Source organism: Pyrinomonas methylaliphatogenes (genome assembly GCF_000820845.2).
Taxonomy (GTDB): Bacteria; Acidobacteriota; Blastocatellia; order Pyrinomonadales; family Pyrinomonadaceae; genus Pyrinomonas; species Pyrinomonas methylaliphatogenes.
Genome location: NZ_CBXV010000008.1, coordinates 209,607 through 225,367, shown reverse-complemented (window position 1 = coordinate 225,367; position 15,761 = coordinate 209,607). Strand labels below are relative to the sequence as shown.

General features: G+C 62.1%; 13 protein-coding genes. 8 read left to right on the top strand and 5 right to left on the bottom strand.

Features of this window, described 5'->3' with window-relative positions; genetic code table 11:
* Nucleotides 1-5: 5 nt before the first annotated feature.
* The 5 genes from PYK22_RS12180 to ftsH are packed head-to-tail and all read right to left on the bottom strand — an operon-like array spanning nt 6 to nt 5,619.
* The gene (locus PYK22_RS12180; RefSeq protein ID WP_060635634.1) at nt 6-320 is read right to left on the bottom strand and encodes a chaperone modulator CbpM; all 315 of its coding nucleotides are present in this window, start codon (nt 318-320) and stop codon (nt 6-8) included.
* Nucleotides 321-335: 15 nt separating this feature from the next.
* On the bottom strand, nt 336-1,334 hold the full coding sequence (locus PYK22_RS12175; RefSeq protein ID WP_041977662.1) for a DnaJ C-terminal domain-containing protein: 999 nt from the start codon (nt 1,332-1,334) through the stop codon (nt 336-338).
* 52 nt (nt 1,335-1,386) lie between these two features.
* On the bottom strand, nt 1,387-3,279 hold the full coding sequence (gene dnaK / locus PYK22_RS12170) for a molecular chaperone DnaK (RefSeq protein WP_041977660.1): 1,893 nt from the start codon (nt 3,277-3,279) through the stop codon (nt 1,387-1,389).
* A gap of 60 nt (nt 3,280-3,339) precedes the next feature.
* Nucleotides 3,340-3,723, bottom strand: coding sequence for a hypothetical protein (locus PYK22_RS12165; RefSeq protein WP_041977659.1), 384 nt, complete (start codon nt 3,721-3,723; stop codon nt 3,340-3,342).
* A gap of 18 nt (nt 3,724-3,741) precedes the next feature.
* A complete protein-coding gene (gene ftsH, locus PYK22_RS12160) occupies nt 3,742-5,619 on the bottom strand; it encodes an ATP-dependent zinc metalloprotease FtsH (protein ID WP_060635633.1) in 1,878 nt (625 codons plus the stop codon).
* A 265-nt stretch (nt 5,620-5,884) separates the two neighbouring features.
* On the opposite strand from ftsH, the gene clpB reads away from it, so the two are divergent.
* The 8 genes from clpB to purD all read left to right on the top strand — a co-directional run bounded on the left by clpB (nt 5,885) and on the right by purD (nt 15,753).
* On the top strand, nt 5,885-8,524 hold the full coding sequence (gene clpB, locus PYK22_RS12155) for an ATP-dependent chaperone ClpB (RefSeq protein ID WP_041977657.1): 2,640 nt from the start codon (nt 5,885-5,887) through the stop codon (nt 8,522-8,524).
* 82 nt (nt 8,525-8,606) lie between these two features.
* Complete coding sequence (locus PYK22_RS12150; protein ID WP_060635632.1) at nt 8,607-9,212, top strand: BON domain-containing protein; 606 nt, start codon at nt 8,607-8,609, stop codon at nt 9,210-9,212.
* A 56-nt stretch (nt 9,213-9,268) separates the two neighbouring features.
* Complete coding sequence (locus tag PYK22_RS12145; protein ID WP_060635631.1) at nt 9,269-9,877, top strand: Hsp20/alpha crystallin family protein; 609 nt, start codon at nt 9,269-9,271, stop codon at nt 9,875-9,877.
* A 153-nt stretch (nt 9,878-10,030) separates the two neighbouring features.
* The gene (locus PYK22_RS12140; protein ID WP_041977655.1) at nt 10,031-10,588 is read left to right on the top strand and encodes an HdeD family acid-resistance protein; all 558 of its coding nucleotides are present in this window, start codon (nt 10,031-10,033) and stop codon (nt 10,586-10,588) included.
* Nucleotides 10,589-10,805: 217 nt separating this feature from the next.
* Nucleotides 10,806-12,281: a DegQ family serine endoprotease gene (locus PYK22_RS12135; RefSeq protein ID WP_060635630.1), complete on the top strand. Its 1,476-nt coding sequence runs from the start codon at nt 10,806-10,808 to the stop codon at nt 12,279-12,281.
* A gap of 82 nt (nt 12,282-12,363) precedes the next feature.
* Nucleotides 12,364-13,587, top strand: coding sequence for a DHH family phosphoesterase (locus PYK22_RS12130; protein ID WP_083437829.1), 1,224 nt, complete (start codon nt 12,364-12,366; stop codon nt 13,585-13,587).
* 6 nt (nt 13,588-13,593) lie between these two features.
* Nucleotides 13,594-14,238 (top strand): DNA integrity scanning protein DisA nucleotide-binding domain protein, encoded by a 645-nt coding sequence (locus tag PYK22_RS12125; protein ID WP_060635629.1) that lies wholly within the window; start codon nt 13,594-13,596, stop codon nt 14,236-14,238.
* 240 nt (nt 14,239-14,478) lie between these two features.
* Nucleotides 14,479-15,753 carry a phosphoribosylamine--glycine ligase gene (gene purD / locus PYK22_RS12120; RefSeq protein ID WP_041977654.1) on the top strand — a complete coding sequence of 425 codons (1,275 nt, stop codon included), beginning with the start codon at nt 14,479-14,481 and terminating at the stop codon, nt 15,751-15,753.
* Nucleotides 15,754-15,761 lie beyond the last annotated feature (8 nt).

Below are 15,761 nucleotides of genomic sequence, written 5' to 3'. Positions count from 1 at the left end.
CCAGGTCAGAACTTTTCATGCAGGTTGTCTAGCTCGCGGCGCATCTGCTCGATCCGGTCCAGCAGATCGAGGATCACAGCCGCGCCGGCGAAATTAACCCCGAGATCGCGGTGCAACCTCTGCATCCGGCGGAAGCGGAGCATCGTGCGTGTGGTGAGCATCGGTTTCCCCGCCTCGTTCCAGATGGCTTCGAGCAGACCTGACTGGACCAGTCTGTGGAGCAAACGCTCATGCGCGCCCGTCGCTTCGGCCACCTCTTCGATGGCCAACGGCTCATCCAGATCGAAATCGGTCAAGCGGACGAAGGCCGTGGTCGTCATCGCTTTCAGCTCCCTTCATACGGCGCGCGGATCGAAACGTGAGATGCGCCGCAGCTCCTCGAATAAACGACGCTCCTCCGGCGTCGGCGCGCGCGGGACGACGATCTTCAACCGCACGTACTCGTCGCCGCGACCGCCGCGCCGACGGTTCAATCCCTGCCCGCGCAGACGCAATCGCTGGCCGGTCTGCGCGCCGGGCGGGATGGTCATCTCGACCTGCCCATCGATGGTCGGCACCGTGACGCGCGCGCCGAGGACCGCTTCCCATGGCGCGATCTGCAGTTCGGTCTCAACGTCATCGCCGTGGACCGTAAAGCGCGGGTGCGGTCGCAACTTGATGTGCAGGTAGAGATCGCCTGCGGGCGCGCCGCTCGCCCCGGCTCCACCCTGACCGGCGAGCCGCAGCGTCGTGCCGTCGCGCACGCCCGGCGGAATGTTCACTTCGATCGATTTAGATCGCGACACTTGCCCCGCGCCGCGGCAGGTCGCGCAGATCTGATTGCCGCCGACCAGTCCCGTGCCCTGGCAACTCGGACAGAGATCAGCGACCTGAAGTTGAATCGTGCGCCGTCCGCCGCGGTGCGCCTCTTCGAGCGAAAGCTCCAGCTCGGCTTCGACGTCTTGACCGCGACTGCGCCGTCGGCGCGTGCGCGTGCCGAAAAGCTCCTCGAAGATATCGGCGCCGACGCCCCGCCCGAAACCGAATTCGAAATCGCTGAAATCGAAACCGCCTGGTCCAGTGCGAAAGCCTTCCCAACCGGGCGGTGGACCACCCGCCGTCGCCGCGCGCCAGTTCGGCCCGAACTGGTCGTACTGCTTGCGCTTCTCCGGATCGGAGAGCACATCGTAGGCTTCTTGTAACTCTTTGAACTTCTCTTCGGCGGCCTTGTCGCCCGGGTTGAGGTCGGGATGGTACTTGCGCGCCAGACGGCGGTAAGCCGCCTTGATCTCGTCTTCCGAAGCCGTGCGGCTGACGCCGAGTATCTCGTAGTAATCCTTCACCTGAGCCGCCATCTTCCGCCCTCAACCCTAAGCTTGCGCCTTCTTCGATTGGGCCAGCGCGCGATCAGTTCTTCGGCGTGTACTCGGCATCGATCACATCGTCGCCCGAACCGCCAGAGGTGCCGCTCGTCGCGCCAGCGCCCGCCGAGGTCGTCTGCTGGTAAGCGGCGCTCGCGATCGCATGCGAGATTTGCTGTAGATCGCTCGTCAACTGGCGCAAGCGATCGATGCCGACCGAATCATCCTTGATCGCGCTTCGGATCTCGCTTATCAACTGCTCGGCGCGCGCGCGTTCGTTGACGGGCACCCGATCGCCCAGATCGCGGAGCGAGCGCTCGACCTGATAAGCGAGCGAGTCGGCGTTGTTGCGCGCTTCGACCAGTTCGCGCCGACGCCGATCCTCTTCGGCATGCTGCTCGGCGTCGCGGATCATGCGCTCGATCTCGCTCTTGTCGAGCGAAGTCGAACCCGTGATGGTGATCTTCTGCTCTTTGCCGGTCGCCAGATCCTTGGCCGAGACGTTCAAGATACCGTTGGCGTCGATGTCGAAAGTGACTTCGATCTGCGGCACGCCGCGCGGTGCGGGCGCGATGCCCTCTAGACGGAAGCGCCCGAGCGTGCGGTTGTCGCGCGCCAGCTCGCGCTCGCCCTGCAACACGTGGATGTCCACGGCCGTCTGGTTGTCTTCGGCGGTGGAGAAGATCTCCGACTTGCGCGTCGGAATGGTCGTGTTGCGCGGGATCAGTTTGGTCATCACGCCGCCCAACGTTTCGACGCCCAAGCTCAACGGCGTCACGTCGAGCAAGAGGACGTCCTTGACTTCGCCTTTGAGCACGGCGGCCTGAATCGCCGCGCCAACGGCGACCACCTCATCGGGATTGACCGACTGGTTGGGCTCTTTGCCGCCCGTCAGGCGCTTGACCAACTCTTTGACCGCCGGGATGCGCGTTGCGCCGCCGACGAGGATCACTTCGTCAATCTTATCAGGCGTCAACTTGGCATCGGCGAGCGCCTGCTGGACCGGCCCCATGCAGCGCTCGACCAGATCGTGCGTCAATTGCTCGAACTTGGCGCGCGTCAGTTTCATCAACAGATGCTTCGGTCCCGAAGCGTCCGCCGTGATGAAGGGCAGATTGATCTCGGTCTCCATCGTCGAAGAGAGCTCGATCTTGGCCTTCTCGGCGGCTTCGGTCAGCCGTTGCAGAGCCTGGCGGTCGCGGCTCAAGTCGATGCCCTGATCGCGCTTGAACTCCTCGAGCATCCAATCGACGATGCGTTTGTCGAAATCGTCGCCGCCCAAATGCGTGTCGCCCGATGTGGCTTTGACCTCGAAGACGCCGTCGCCCACTTCGAGAATGGAGACATCGAACGTGCCGCCGCCAAGGTCGAAGACCAGAATCGTCTCGTTCTTCTTCTTGTCGAGACCGTAAGCGAGCGCGGCGGCGGTCGGCTCGTTGATGATGCGCAGGACGTTCAATCCGGCAATGGTCCCGGCGTCTTTGGTCGCCTGCCGTTGCGCGTCGTTGAAGTAGGCGGGGACGGTGATGACGGCCTCGGTGACCCGCTCGCCCAAGTAGCGTGACGCTTCATCGACCAGCTTGCGCAGGATCATCGCCGAGATCTCTTCGGGCGAATAGAGCTTGCCGTCGATCTCGACGCGCACGGCGTCGTTCGGACCGGGGACGACTTTGTAAGGAACCTGTTTGATCTCTTGCGTGACTTCGGAATAACGCCGGCCCATGAAACGCTTGATCGAGTAGATCGTGCGCTCCGGGTTCAAGACCGCTTGCCGCTTGGCGACTTGGCCGACTAGTCTTTCGCCCGTCTTGGTGAAGGCGACGACCGAAGGCGTCACGCGCCCACCTTCGCTGTTGATGATGACGGTCGGTTTATCGCCTTCCATAACGGCGACGACCGAGTTGGTCGTTCCCAAATCTATGCCAACCGCTTTAGCCATTAGTGCTGCACCTCCTCGCTGCTGTATGACTCAATATCGCTTTTCGATTCGAACTTTCGATCAAACTCGCGCCTCGTTGGCACGCAGACCCGATGCGGAGCGCGCCGCATGACGCCACTTTTGCAGCGCGTGGCGGCTTAGCTCGGGATAGAGCTCCGCTTCGATCTCGCTCACATCAAGCGCGCGCCCGCGCTCGATCTCCTGCCCCGGATTGGCGCCCGACATCAGGAAGAAGCGCGCCCGCCCGCCGCTGGCGTCCAAAAACTTCTCCTCGTAAAGGCGCCGGTCGAGCGGCACCGTCCAGAAGCTCATCAATTCGGGATGGCGCGCTTTATACCGCAAGGCCGAGATCATATCGGGCCAGACGGCGACGAAAGCCTGCCCCCCGACCTTCACCGTCTCGATCTGACCTTGTGGTCCGCGCATGACGTAGAACCTGTGCATACGCCCCCATCCCATCCTTCAGTGAACGGTCGCGGCGGCTTCAGCGGGTTTGCCCGCTTCGGCTTCGTGGACCAATCGTTCGAGTTCTTCGCGTCCGATGGTCTCGCGCTTCTGCAGTTCGCGCGCGACCAGATCGAGCGCTGCGCGTCGCCGCCGCAAAATCTCTTTCACGCGCTCGTAGGTCGCGTCGATCAATTGCTTCACCTCATCGTCAATGAGTTCGGCGGTACGCTCGCTGAAGTTGCGCTCCTCGCCGAACGAAAGCGTCGAATCCAGAAAGCGGCCCGTGAGCGGCTTGCCGAAGGTCATGTGGCCCAGCCGCTCGCTCATCCCGTAGCGCATGACCATCTGCCGAGCCAGTTCCGTCGCGCGCTCTAAATCGTTGTGTGCGCCCGTCGAGATCACGCCATCATAGACGATCTCTTCCGCTGCGCGCCCGCCGAGCATGACGGCCAGCCGGTCCAGCAGCTCGGGTTTGGTCAGAAGATACCTCTCGGTCGTCGGAAGCTGAAGCGTCGCGCCCAGTGCGCCGATCGAACGCGGGATGATCGTGATCCGATGGACCGGATCGGCATGTTCGACCGACAGGGCCGTGAGCGCATGGCCCACTTCGTGATAGGCGACGCGCTCTTTCTCCTCAGCGCTCATCACGCGGCTGCGCTTTTCGAGCCCAAGCATCACGCGGTCGATCGCCTCTTCGAGATCGCGCATCTCGACCGCTTCGGCCCCGCGGCGGGCGGCAAGAAGGGCGGCCTCGTTAATGATGTTCGCCAGATCCGCTCCGACCATGCCAGGCGTGCGCGCCGCGACGACCGAAAGATCGACGTCCGGCGCGAGTTTGACGCGCCGCGCATGGACGCGCAGGATCTCTTCGCGCCCCTTGATGTCGGGCCGATCAACGACGATCTGCCGATCGAACCTTCCGGGTCGAAGCAGCGCTGGATCTAGAACCTCGGGCCGGTTGGTCGCGGCCATGATGATCACGCCCTTGGACGAATCGAACCCGTCCATCTCGACGAGCAGCTGATTCAAAGTCTGCTCGCGCTCGTCATGGCCGCCGAACGAAGCCGCCGCGATGCCTGCGCGCGATTTGCCGATGGCATCCAGCTCATCAATAAAGACGATGCAGGGCGCGTGTTTCTTTGCCTGCTCGAATAGATCGCGCACGCGCGCCGCGCCGACGCCGACGAACAGCTCGACGAACTCCGATCCGGAGATGGAGAAGAACGGCACGCCCGCTTCGCCCGCCACGGCGCGCGCGAGCAAGGTCTTGCCCGTGCCCGGCGGGCCGACCAGCAGCACGCCCTTCGGAATGCGCCCGCCAAGACGCTGATACTTCTGCGGATGCTTCAGAAAATCAACGATCTCGACAAGCTCTGCCTCGGCTTCGTCCACGCCCGCCACATCGGCGAACGTGACCTTCTGCTCTTCGCTCCGGTCGTAGATCTTGGCGCGATTGCGCCCAAACTGAAGCGCTTCAGCCCCCTGTCCGGCAAAGCGGCGGAAGGTCCATAGCCAGAAGCCGATCAGCAGCAGAATGGGAAAGGCCGAAACGAAGAGCGCCCGCCACCAACCGTCGGTATCGAGCTGACCGACGACCTCGACCCTCTTTTCGCGCAGGAGCGGCAGCAGATCCGGATCCTGAACCTCAGGCGGACGGATGGCCGCGACGATCTCTTGACGCCCATTCTCTGCTTTGAGCAGACCGCGGATCTCGGTCGAACCAATTTGGACGCTTACGATCTTCCCTTGTCGGAGTTGCTCGATGAAGGTCGAGTAGGGAACTTGGCGCGCGGCTGTCCCCACCCAGAAGGAGTAGAGGAGATAGATGGCAGCGCCGAGCAGGAGTAGCTGGAGCGCGGCATGAAGGACGTGGGCTGGAGACAGCTTCTTCATTTCAAGGCCTCTCCTTCAGGGCTTTCGTGGTGAATGATACACGGGCCGCCCCGACTTGTCAAGTCCTCTATCAAAACTCTTGACAATGGAAGACTCAACTTTTTATCATCTCGGTGCATCAAAATGGATGCGAACGAACCCGGATGGCACGTCATGTGCCTCGAAGGTCAATCGAGTGACGAATCCGATCGGTTTCCAAACGACCTGCGAGAGTTCGGGCAAATTCGGTTCCGCATCGCTGACTCTTTGAAAAGGGGCCTGATCCATGGACATCAACCGCTTCACCGAAAAGCTTCAAGAAGCCCTGCGCGCGGCCCAATCCGAAGCCACGCGCCGCGGCAACCAGCAGATCGACGCCGAACACCTGCTCTTCGCCCTGCTCGAACAAGAAGGCGGACTTGCCCGCTCGATCCTCGAGAAGGCGGGCGTCGATTGGGAGACGGTGCGCCGCCGTCTCGATCAAGAGTTGAGTCGTCTGCCGCGAGTCTCTTCGCCAGCGGGCGGTCCGGGCGACATCTACATCACGGCGCGTTTGAACCGCCTTCTCGTGCAGGCTGAAGATGAAGCCCGCCAGTTGAAAGACGAGTACATCTCGATCGAGCACGTGCTGCTCGCCATGGTGGATGATCCGGCAGGCGCTGCCGGGCGTATCCTGCGCGAGATGGGGCTGACGCGCGATCGTCTGATGCAGGCGTTGCGGCAGGTGCGTGGCAGCCAACGTATCACCTCGCCCAATCCGGAAGCGACCTATGAGGCTTTGGAGCGCTACGGGCGCGATCTGACGAAGCTCGCCGCGCAAGGCAAGCTTGATCCGGTCATCGGGCGCGATGACGAGATTCGCCGTGTGATTCAAATCCTTTCACGGCGTACGAAAAACAATCCGGTCTTGATCGGCGAGCCGGGCGTCGGCAAGACGGCCATCGTCGAAGGTTTGGCGCAGCGGATCGTGCGCGGCGATGTGCCCGATTCGCTGAAGAACAAGCGCGTGATCGCGCTCGACATGGGCGCGTTGATCGCCGGCGCGAAATACCGCGGCGAGTTCGAGGAGCGCTTGAAGGCCGTGCTCCGCGAAGTTCAAGAGGCCGAAGGGCAGATCATCCTCTTCATCGACGAGTTGCACACGGTGGTTGGCGCCGGGCGCGCCGAAGGAGCCGTCGATGCGGGCAATCTTTTGAAGCCGATGCTCGCGCGCGGCGAACTCCGTTGCATCGGGGCGACCACGCTCGACGAGTATCGCAAGTACATCGAGAAGGACGCCGCGCTCGAACGGCGCTTCCAGCCCGTGCTGGTTGACGAGCCGAGCGTTGAAGACACTATCTCCATCTTGCGCGGCCTCAAGGAGCGATACGAGGTCCATCACGGCGTGCGCATCAAGGATTCGGCGCTGGTTGCGGCGGCGGTCCTCTCGCACCGCTACATCTCGGATCGTTTCCTGCCGGACAAGGCGATCGACCTTGTGGACGAGGCGGCGGCCCGTTTGCGCACCGAGATCGAGAGCCTCCCGGCGGAGCTCGACGAAGTGCAACGCCGCATCATGCAGCTCGAGATCGAGCGCGAGGCTTTGAAGAAAGAGTCGGACCGCGCCTCGCAGGAGCGCCTTCAGAAGCTCGAAAAGGAGCTCGCCGAACTGAAAGCGCAGGCCGACCAACTGCGCGCGCAGTGGCAGCTTGAAAAGGAGGCGATCGAGCGCATACGCAAGCTGCGCGAGGAGATCGAGCAAACGCGCATTCAGATCGAACAGGCCGAACGCGAGTACGATTTGAACCGGGCCGCCGAGCTTCGTTACGGCAAGCTTCAGGAGCTCGAACGCCGTCTGCGCGAAGAGGAGGAGAGTTTGACCAAGAAGCAGGGCGGCGCGCGCTTGATCAAGGAGGAGGTGGACGAAGAGGACATCGCCGAGGTGGTCTCGCGCTGGACCGGCATTCCGGTCTCGAAACTGATGGAGGGCGAAGTCGAAAAGCTTCTTCATCTCGAAGAGCACCTACATCGGCGCGTCGTCGGTCAAGACGAGGCGGTGAGCGCCGTCGCCGATGCGGTGATCCGCGCGCGTTCCGGGTTGAAGGATCCGAACCGGCCCATCGGTTCGTTCATTTTCCTGGGCCCGACCGGCGTCGGCAAGACGGAGCTAGCGCGCGCGTTGGCCGAATTCCTCTTCGACGATGAACAGGCGCTCATTCGCATCGACATGAGCGAATACATGGAGAAGCACGCGGTCGCGCGGTTGATCGGCGCGCCGCCCGGTTACGTCGGTTACGAAGAGGGCGGGCAGTTGACCGAAGCCGTCCGGCGGCGTCCGTATTCGGTGATCCTCTTCGACGAGATCGAAAAGGCTCACCGCGACGTCTTCAACGTCCTCTTGCAGATCCTCGACGACGGGCGCTTGACCGATAGCCAAGGGCGCGTCGTCGATTTCAAGAACACGATCATCATCATGACGTCGAACATCGGGTCAGAGATGATCCTCGAGTTCCGCGGGCGGACCGATTCGGCTGCCTACGAAGCGATGAAAGAGGCGGTGCTCGCCGAACTGCGCCGTCACTTCCGGCCCGAGTTCCTGAACCGCGTCGATGAGATCGTCGTCTTCCATTCGCTCACCGAGGAGGATTTGAAGCGCATCCTCGAGATTCAGCTCGAGCGGTTGCGTCGGCGTTTGGCCGAGCGTCACATCACGCTCGAATTGACGGACGAGGCGGCGACCCATCTGGCGCGCGAAGGGTACGATCCGGTTTACGGCGCGCGTCCGTTGAAGCGCGCCATTCAACGCGAGCTTGAAACGCCCATCGGTCGCCTTCTGATCAAGGGCGAAGTGCGCGATGGGCAGACTGTCGTGGTCGATTGGAAAGATGGCCGCTTTACGTTCACGGCCAAAGAGACTGAGCCAGCCGCGCAGCAAGTAGCTGGCTGAAGCCCGAGGTGAACGTGACCTCTCTCGGGGCGAAAGATCTACGGTCAGCGTCGCGCGGTTCGATTTGAGGAGGAGGGGAGAGATGATTCGCAAAACATTCGCTTCGCTCATCGCGTTACTTTTGCTGACGAGCGTCGGAGTAAGTGCGCGGCAGGCCCAGCGTCGGCAGCAGCCGACGATCAGCAGAACGCCGACGCCGCGCGAAGCTGGCACCGCGCGCAGCCTCGAATACATCAAGCGCGAGGTGCGACACGAGTTAGCGACGCTACCTTGGTATGGCGTCTTCGATTGGCTCGAATACCAGGTGCAGCCTGATGGCACCGTCATCTTGAGCGGGCAGGTCGTGCGTCCGACAACCAAGTCCGACGCCGAAGCGCGCGTCAAAGAGATCGAAGGCGTCTCGCGCGTCGTCAACAACATCGAGGTTTTACCTCTTTCACCGCAGGACGATCGGTTGCGGATTGCGCTCTATCGCGCCATCTACAATTGGGATTCGCCGCTCTTCCGCTACGCCGTGCAAGCGATCCCGCCAATTCACATCATCGTCAAGAATGGGCGGGCGACGCTGAAGGGCGTGGTGGCGAGCGAGGCGGACAGTCAACTCGCCTATGCTGCGGCGCGCAGCGTACCTGGCCTCTTCGAGGTCACCAATGAACTGCGCGTCGAAGGATCCGAAAAGCGATCGTAATTCGAAATCGGCTTCGCAAATCTTCACAAGATCTTCCCGAAAGGAGGTGAGAGGAGATGACCAGGAAGGACAAAGAGCGTCAGGAACAGACCGTGCAGACGACCGAATCTCCGCGGCAGGGCGGCTTGGCGCGGCGTGAGACGTTCATGCCTTCGCCGATCACAAACCCGTTCGCCTTCATGCGCCGCTTCACTGAAGAGATGGATCGCCTCTTCGAAGACTTCTTCGGCGGCAGCCTCATTCCGCGCTGGACTGAGTTCGGTTCACTTTCTGAATTCAGGGAGAGGATGTGGTCGCCGCAGATCGAGGTCTTCGAACGTGACAATCAACTCGTGGTGCGTGCTGATCTGCCGGGCTTGACCAAGGATGATGTGCACGTCGAGATCACTGACGACTCGCTCATCATCCAAGGCGAGCGCAAGCAGGAGCACGAGGAGCGGCGCGAAGGCTTCTATCGCTCGGAGCGCAGCTACGGGCGCTTCTATCGCGAGATCCCGTTGCCCGAGGGCGTGAACGCGGAGAACGCGACGGCGACCTTCCGCAACGGCGTGCTCGAAATCACCTTGCAGGTGCCGGAGCGTCAGCCGCGTGGCCGTCGCATCGAGATCAAGGAGGCCACTGAGACCGGGCAGGAACAGGCCCAAGCCGCTGGCCGCACTCAGTGATTCTGTAAAGCGGGGCTGCCCTCAGCAGGCAGCCCCATCTTCGTTTCGCTTTGTTGAGTTCTTTATTTGGATCATCTTGAGCGTCATCGCGGCGCTCCATAATCGGATCCATCTTGTTTCGCTTTGTTGAGTTCTTTTTGAGGAGGAGGTGCGATGACTTACGTTCTACTGGCGCGCAATTGGTGGGCGCTCGCGCTACGCGGCGTTTTGGCGATCATCTTCGCCATCCTCGCCGTCATGTGGCCTGGCCTCACGTTGATCGTCCTCGCTCTGCTCTTTGGCGCTTACGCTCTGGTAGACGGTCTATTTGCCATCCTCGCCGCGCTCAGAGCGCCGGAAGGATACGAGCGTTGGTGGGTGCATTTCTTCGAAGGGCTCGCTGGCGTCCTCGTCGGCATTATCGCCTTTTTCTGGCCCGGGATTACGGCCTTCGCGCTGCTCTACCTGATCGCGGCGTGGGCGATCATCACCGGTGTGCTCGAGATCGCCGCGGCGATCCGATTGCGCCGCTATGTGGCGGGCGAATGGTTGTTGGCGCTGAGCGGGGCGCTTTCGCTCCTTTTCGGCATCCTGATCGTTCTGGTGCCATCCGCCGGAGCGATCGGCGTCGTTTGGATCATTGCTTTTTACGCATTCTTGTTCGGTCTTCTGCTCATCGCCCTCGCTTTGCGATTGCGCCGTTTGGAGCAGGGGCTCTGGCGCGCGGTTTGAAGATCTTTTGACGACCGCAGCCCCCTCAAGATGCCGGAGCATGGCTTGTAGCGCGTCGATGGACAGCCCCAAGCTTAAAGCTTGGCGTCTAACAGAAGCGTTCAGCCGGATGGAAGGAGCGAGGGATGTTTGCCCGCGGTTCAAACGTTCAACTCCGGAAGTCCGCCGCAAGAAGTGCTTTTGAAACCAGTTCTTGGAAGGAGATCGGTTACGAGCCATGTTCGTTCGAACGAAGCTTGGTCTGTTTCTCGCAATCCTTTTACTGATCGTCGCTTGTAGTGAACGCGGCGCCAGCTCGCGCGCGGCGACCGCAGTCGCGACGCCGCCAGTGGCCGCACCCGTCGCCCAGACTTCTTATGCGGATGTGGTCGCGCGCGTTGCGCCCGCCGTCGTGACGATCACGGCGGAGCGGCGCGTGCGCGTGGCGCAGCAGTTCCCGTTCTTCGATGATCCTTTCTTCCGCGAGTTCTTCGGCTTTCGCAACTTGCCGCAAGAGCCGCGCACGATCCCGGAGGAGGCTCTGGGTTCAGGGGTCATCGTCTCGCCGGATGGTTACATTCTGACGAACCATCATGTGATCGATGGCGCCGAAGAGATACGGGTCGAACTCAGCGATAAGCGGGTCTTCAAGGCGAAGGTCGTCGGTTCCGATCCGCCATCGGATTTGGCCGTGCTGAAGATCGAGGCTCACAATCTCCCGGTATTGCCTCTGGGCGATTCGGACAAAGCGCGAGTGGGCGACGTGGTGTTGGCGATCGGCAATCCGCTCGGCTTGGAGCAGACGGTGACGATGGGGATCATCAGCGCCAAAGGGCGTGCAACGAGCAGTCCCGGTTCCGGCAGTTTCGAGGATTTCATCCAGACCGACGCGCCGATCAATCGCGGCAATTCCGGCGGCGCGCTGGTGAACACGAACGGCGAATTGATCGGGATCAACTCGCAGATCGTCAGTCCGACCGGCGGCAACATCGGCATCGGTTTCGCCATTCCGTCCAACATGGCGAAGAACGTCATGGAGCAGCTAATCAAGACGGGGACGGTGCGGCGCGGCAAATTGGGCGTTGGCATTCAGCCTGTGACGGCTGACATCGCCGAAAGTTTGAAGCTGCGCGAGGTGCGCGGCGCGATCGTCAATAGCGTCGAAGCTGGCAGCCCCGCCGAGCGGGCAGGCATCCGCGTTGGCGATGTGATCCTCGCGGTCAACGGCACGCCTGTCAATGACAGCAACGATCTGCGCAATCGCATCGCTTCGTTCCTGCCCGGGACGGAGGTGACGCTCACGATCTGGCGCAACGGACGTGAGGAGCAAGTGCGAGTGACGCTGGCTGAGCTGCAGTTGCCGAATCAGGGGCGCCGCCGGACGATGGGCGGTGGCGATCAGAACCGACCGGGCGGACGGCTCGGCATTGTGGTCGAGCCGTTGACGCCGGAGCTAGCCGCGCGTTACGGTATCCGCGGTCAATTGCAAGGGCTCATCGTCGCCGATGTCGATCCGGATGGACCAGCGGCGCAAGCCGGCATCAGGCCGGGCGATGTGATTCAGGAGGCCAATCGGCAACCCGTGCGCACGCCAGCCGAGCTTGAATCGATCATTCGACAGGCTGGCGATCATCCCGTGCTGCTGCTCGTTGCGCGGCAGAATCCGAACACGGGCGAGGCGCAGACTTTCTTCTTGCCGGTCAGACCGCAGTGATGACCATAGCTGGGGCAACGCGCGCTTGGTAGTTGGCGCGCGTTGCCAAATTTCGTGCGCGTAGCGAAAGAAGGGATGGCCTATGGAACGCGAAAGGTACAAGGTGGTTGAGGGATCGACCGAAACCAAGGAGCAGACGGCTCCTTCGTTGCCTGCAGGTTCCAAAGCGGCTGAGCTCGCCGCGCTGCTCGAACGCCACCGCGGCGAGCGCCACATCATCGTGTTGCAGAGTTTCCCCGATCCGGACGCGATCTCGTCGGCGCTCGCCCATCAGATGATCGCGGCGCGCTACGAGATCGAGTGCGACATCGCTTATGATGGCGTCATCAGCCATCATGAGAACGTCGCGCTCGTCGAGCTGCTCGACATCCCGCTCATTCGCTTGACCGAACGCGACGATGTCGCGCGGTATCATGCGAGCGTCTTCGTCGATACGCAAGGGACGACGACGCGGCTGACGGAAAGACTCGCCGAAGCGCGCGTGCCGGTTCTCGCGATCGTTGATCACCATGAGTTTCAGAACGTCATCGAGGCCGAATTCGTCGATATCCGGCATGTGGGCGCGACGGCGACCATCTACACCGAATATCTACAGGATGGTTTGCTCCCGCTCGATCGCACCGACGAAAGCCACGTGCGGTTGGCGACGGCGCTGATGCACGGCATCAGGAGCGAGACGGGCGGCATGGTCCGCGCGCGGCGCGAAGATTACATGGCCGCCGCGTATCTGGCCGAGTTCGTCAATCAGACGACGCTCGCCGCCATACTTTCCATCGAGCGTTCGCGCAAGGCGATGGACATCATCAAGATAGCTCTCGAATCGCGCATCGTGCGCGACAACTACAGCATCGCTGGCGTCGGTTACGTGCGCTACGAGGATCGCGACGCGATCCCGCAAGCGGCGGACTTCCTCTTAACCGAAGAGAACGTCCACACGGCGATCGTCTACGGCATCGTCATCAAACCGGGCGAGCGCGAGATGGTCATCGGCAGCTTGCGCACGCGCAAGGCGACGCTCAACCCGGACGCTTTCCTGAAGGAGGCGCTCGGCAGCAGCGATTCGGGGCGTTACTACGGCGGCGGGCGGCGCGAGGCGGGCGGTTTCGAGATTCCGGTCGGGTTCTTGGCCGGAACCTATGAAGAGGAGTTCATGCGCTGGAAGTGGTATCTCTACGATCGGCAGATCAAGCGCAAGTTCTGGACCAAGCTCGGCGTCCTCGAAGCCATCGAGCAGAAACGCGAGCAGGAGATCGAAAGCCAGCTTCGCGGGCGAAATCCCGATTCATCGCCGACTAAACCCGAATGAGGAGTGATGAGCGATCGGTTGGAGAGGAGAGCTTTTCGGCGCGACGGTTTAGCGATTGAGGGAGAGAAGGGAGGGATGTTGTTCGATCGTATCTGCGATCGCGCGCATTGGTGCAGCAAGGAGGTTCTGCATCCGACGATAGAGCTCGCCGTCGAGATCGCGCGCGAAGGGCGCGAGGGGCGGCGCATCGGCACGCTCTTTACGGTCGGCGACGCCGATAACGTGCTGGCCCATTCGCGCCCGCTCATACTCGATCCGCTCGCCGGGCATCCGGATGAGGTCAAACACATAACCGACCCGGATTTGCGCGGCACGGTCAAGGAGCTTGCGCAGCTCGATGGCGCGTTCGTCATCTCCGATGCTGGCGTCGTCGTTTCGGCCTGCCGTTATCTTGACGCCAAGGCTTCGGATGTCGATATCCCGCTCGGTTTAGGGAGCCGCCACTTCGCCGCCGCTTCGATCTCGAAGGTGACGCAGGCGATCGCCATCGTCGTCTCCGAAAGCGCGATGGTGCGCGTCTTCGATTGCGGTTCGCTGATCGCCGAGATCATACCCGAGCTGTGGTTGCTGAGTCGCTACAACATACAGCTACGCGCGCCGTTCACCGAAGAGCACGTGAGCGATCTGGCCGTCCTCGTCAAGGAGCCGTGAACGCGCTGGTCCAGCAGCCGAAAGCGAGTCGGAGGGCGGCGAGATCCCCCATCGCCGTAAGCTCAAAAGATCCGAGCATCGCTTCAGATCAAGCGCTAAAGGCCCATTTGAGGCGCGACCGAGCTTTGCGCTTGTCAAAGCGCACGCTCGGTCGTTTGAGGGCGACGCCCGACTTTAACTTTCGCTTCCGACCTCATAGAATAGGCCGCTTCGGTTCAATCGCCAGAGGATGGGAAGAGGATGAAGGTTCTCGTCATCGGCTCAGGTGGGCGCGAACACGCCCTCGCGTGGGCTTTGCGTCGGACGGCGGAGGATCAGGTGGAACTGCTTTGCGCTCCGGGAAACGCCGGGATCGGGCAGATCGCGCGCTGCGTGCCGATCGGGGCCACAGACGTTTCGGCGCTGGCTCGATTCGCTGCGGATGAGCGCGTCGATCTGACGATCGTCGGCAGCGAAGCTCCGCTTGCGCGCGGCATCGTCGATGAATTTCGACGGCGAGGTCTGACCATCGTCGGTCCAGTCGCCGCTGCGGCTCGCTTGGAATCAAGCAAGGTCTTCGCCAAAGAGTTCATGGCGCGACACAAAATCCCAACGGCGCGGTTTAGGGTCGCGGAATCGGCCGACGAAGCGGTACGGATCGTGCGCAGCGGAGAGTTCGGCGAAGATGCGCCGGTGGTCATCAAAGCCGACGGTTTAGCGGCAGGCAAAGGCGTCGTCGTCGCGCGCGATCATCGAGAAGCCGAGCGAGCCATCGCGGAGATGATGGTCCAGCGCAAGCTCGGCGAAGCGGCCAACCGCGTCGTGATCGAAGAGGCGCTTACAGGGCGCGAAGCCTCGCTGATGTTCTGGACCGATGGGCGCGACTATCGTTTGCTCCCGCCGGCGCGCGATCACAAACGTGTGGGCGAAGGCGATACCGGCCCGAACACGGGCGGCATGGGCGCGATCACCTCGGATGAGGTGATCGATCGAACGGCTTTCGAGCGCGCCGTGCGCGAGATCATCGAACCGACGCTCGAAGGGTTGCGGGTCGAAGGGATCGAATTCCGCGGCGTCATCTACCTCGGTCTGATGCTGACGGCTGAAGGGCCGTGCGTTCTCGAGTACAACGTGCGGTTAGGTGATCCGGAAGCGCAGGCGATCCTCGTGCGTTTGCGGAGCGATCTGGTCCAGATCTGCGATGCGGTCGCGCGCGGGCGATTGAGCGAGGTGAAGGTCTCCTGGGCCGATGGCGCTTCCGCGTGCGTCGTGCTCGCCGCGCGCGGATATCCCGAAAAGCCCGAAACCGGAGCCGTGATCCGCGGTCTAGAGGAAGCGACGCGCGCCGCGGAAGTCGAAATCTTCCATGCGGGAACGGAGAAGGGGCGCAAAGGCGAGTGGCTCACCGCTGGAGGGCGTGTGCTTGGCGTCACCGCAGCATCTGCGACGCTCGAACAAGCGCTCGCTCGCTGTTACAAAGCGATCGAACTGATCGACTGGGACGGCATGCACTATCGTCGCGACATCGGACGCTGATGATCCGC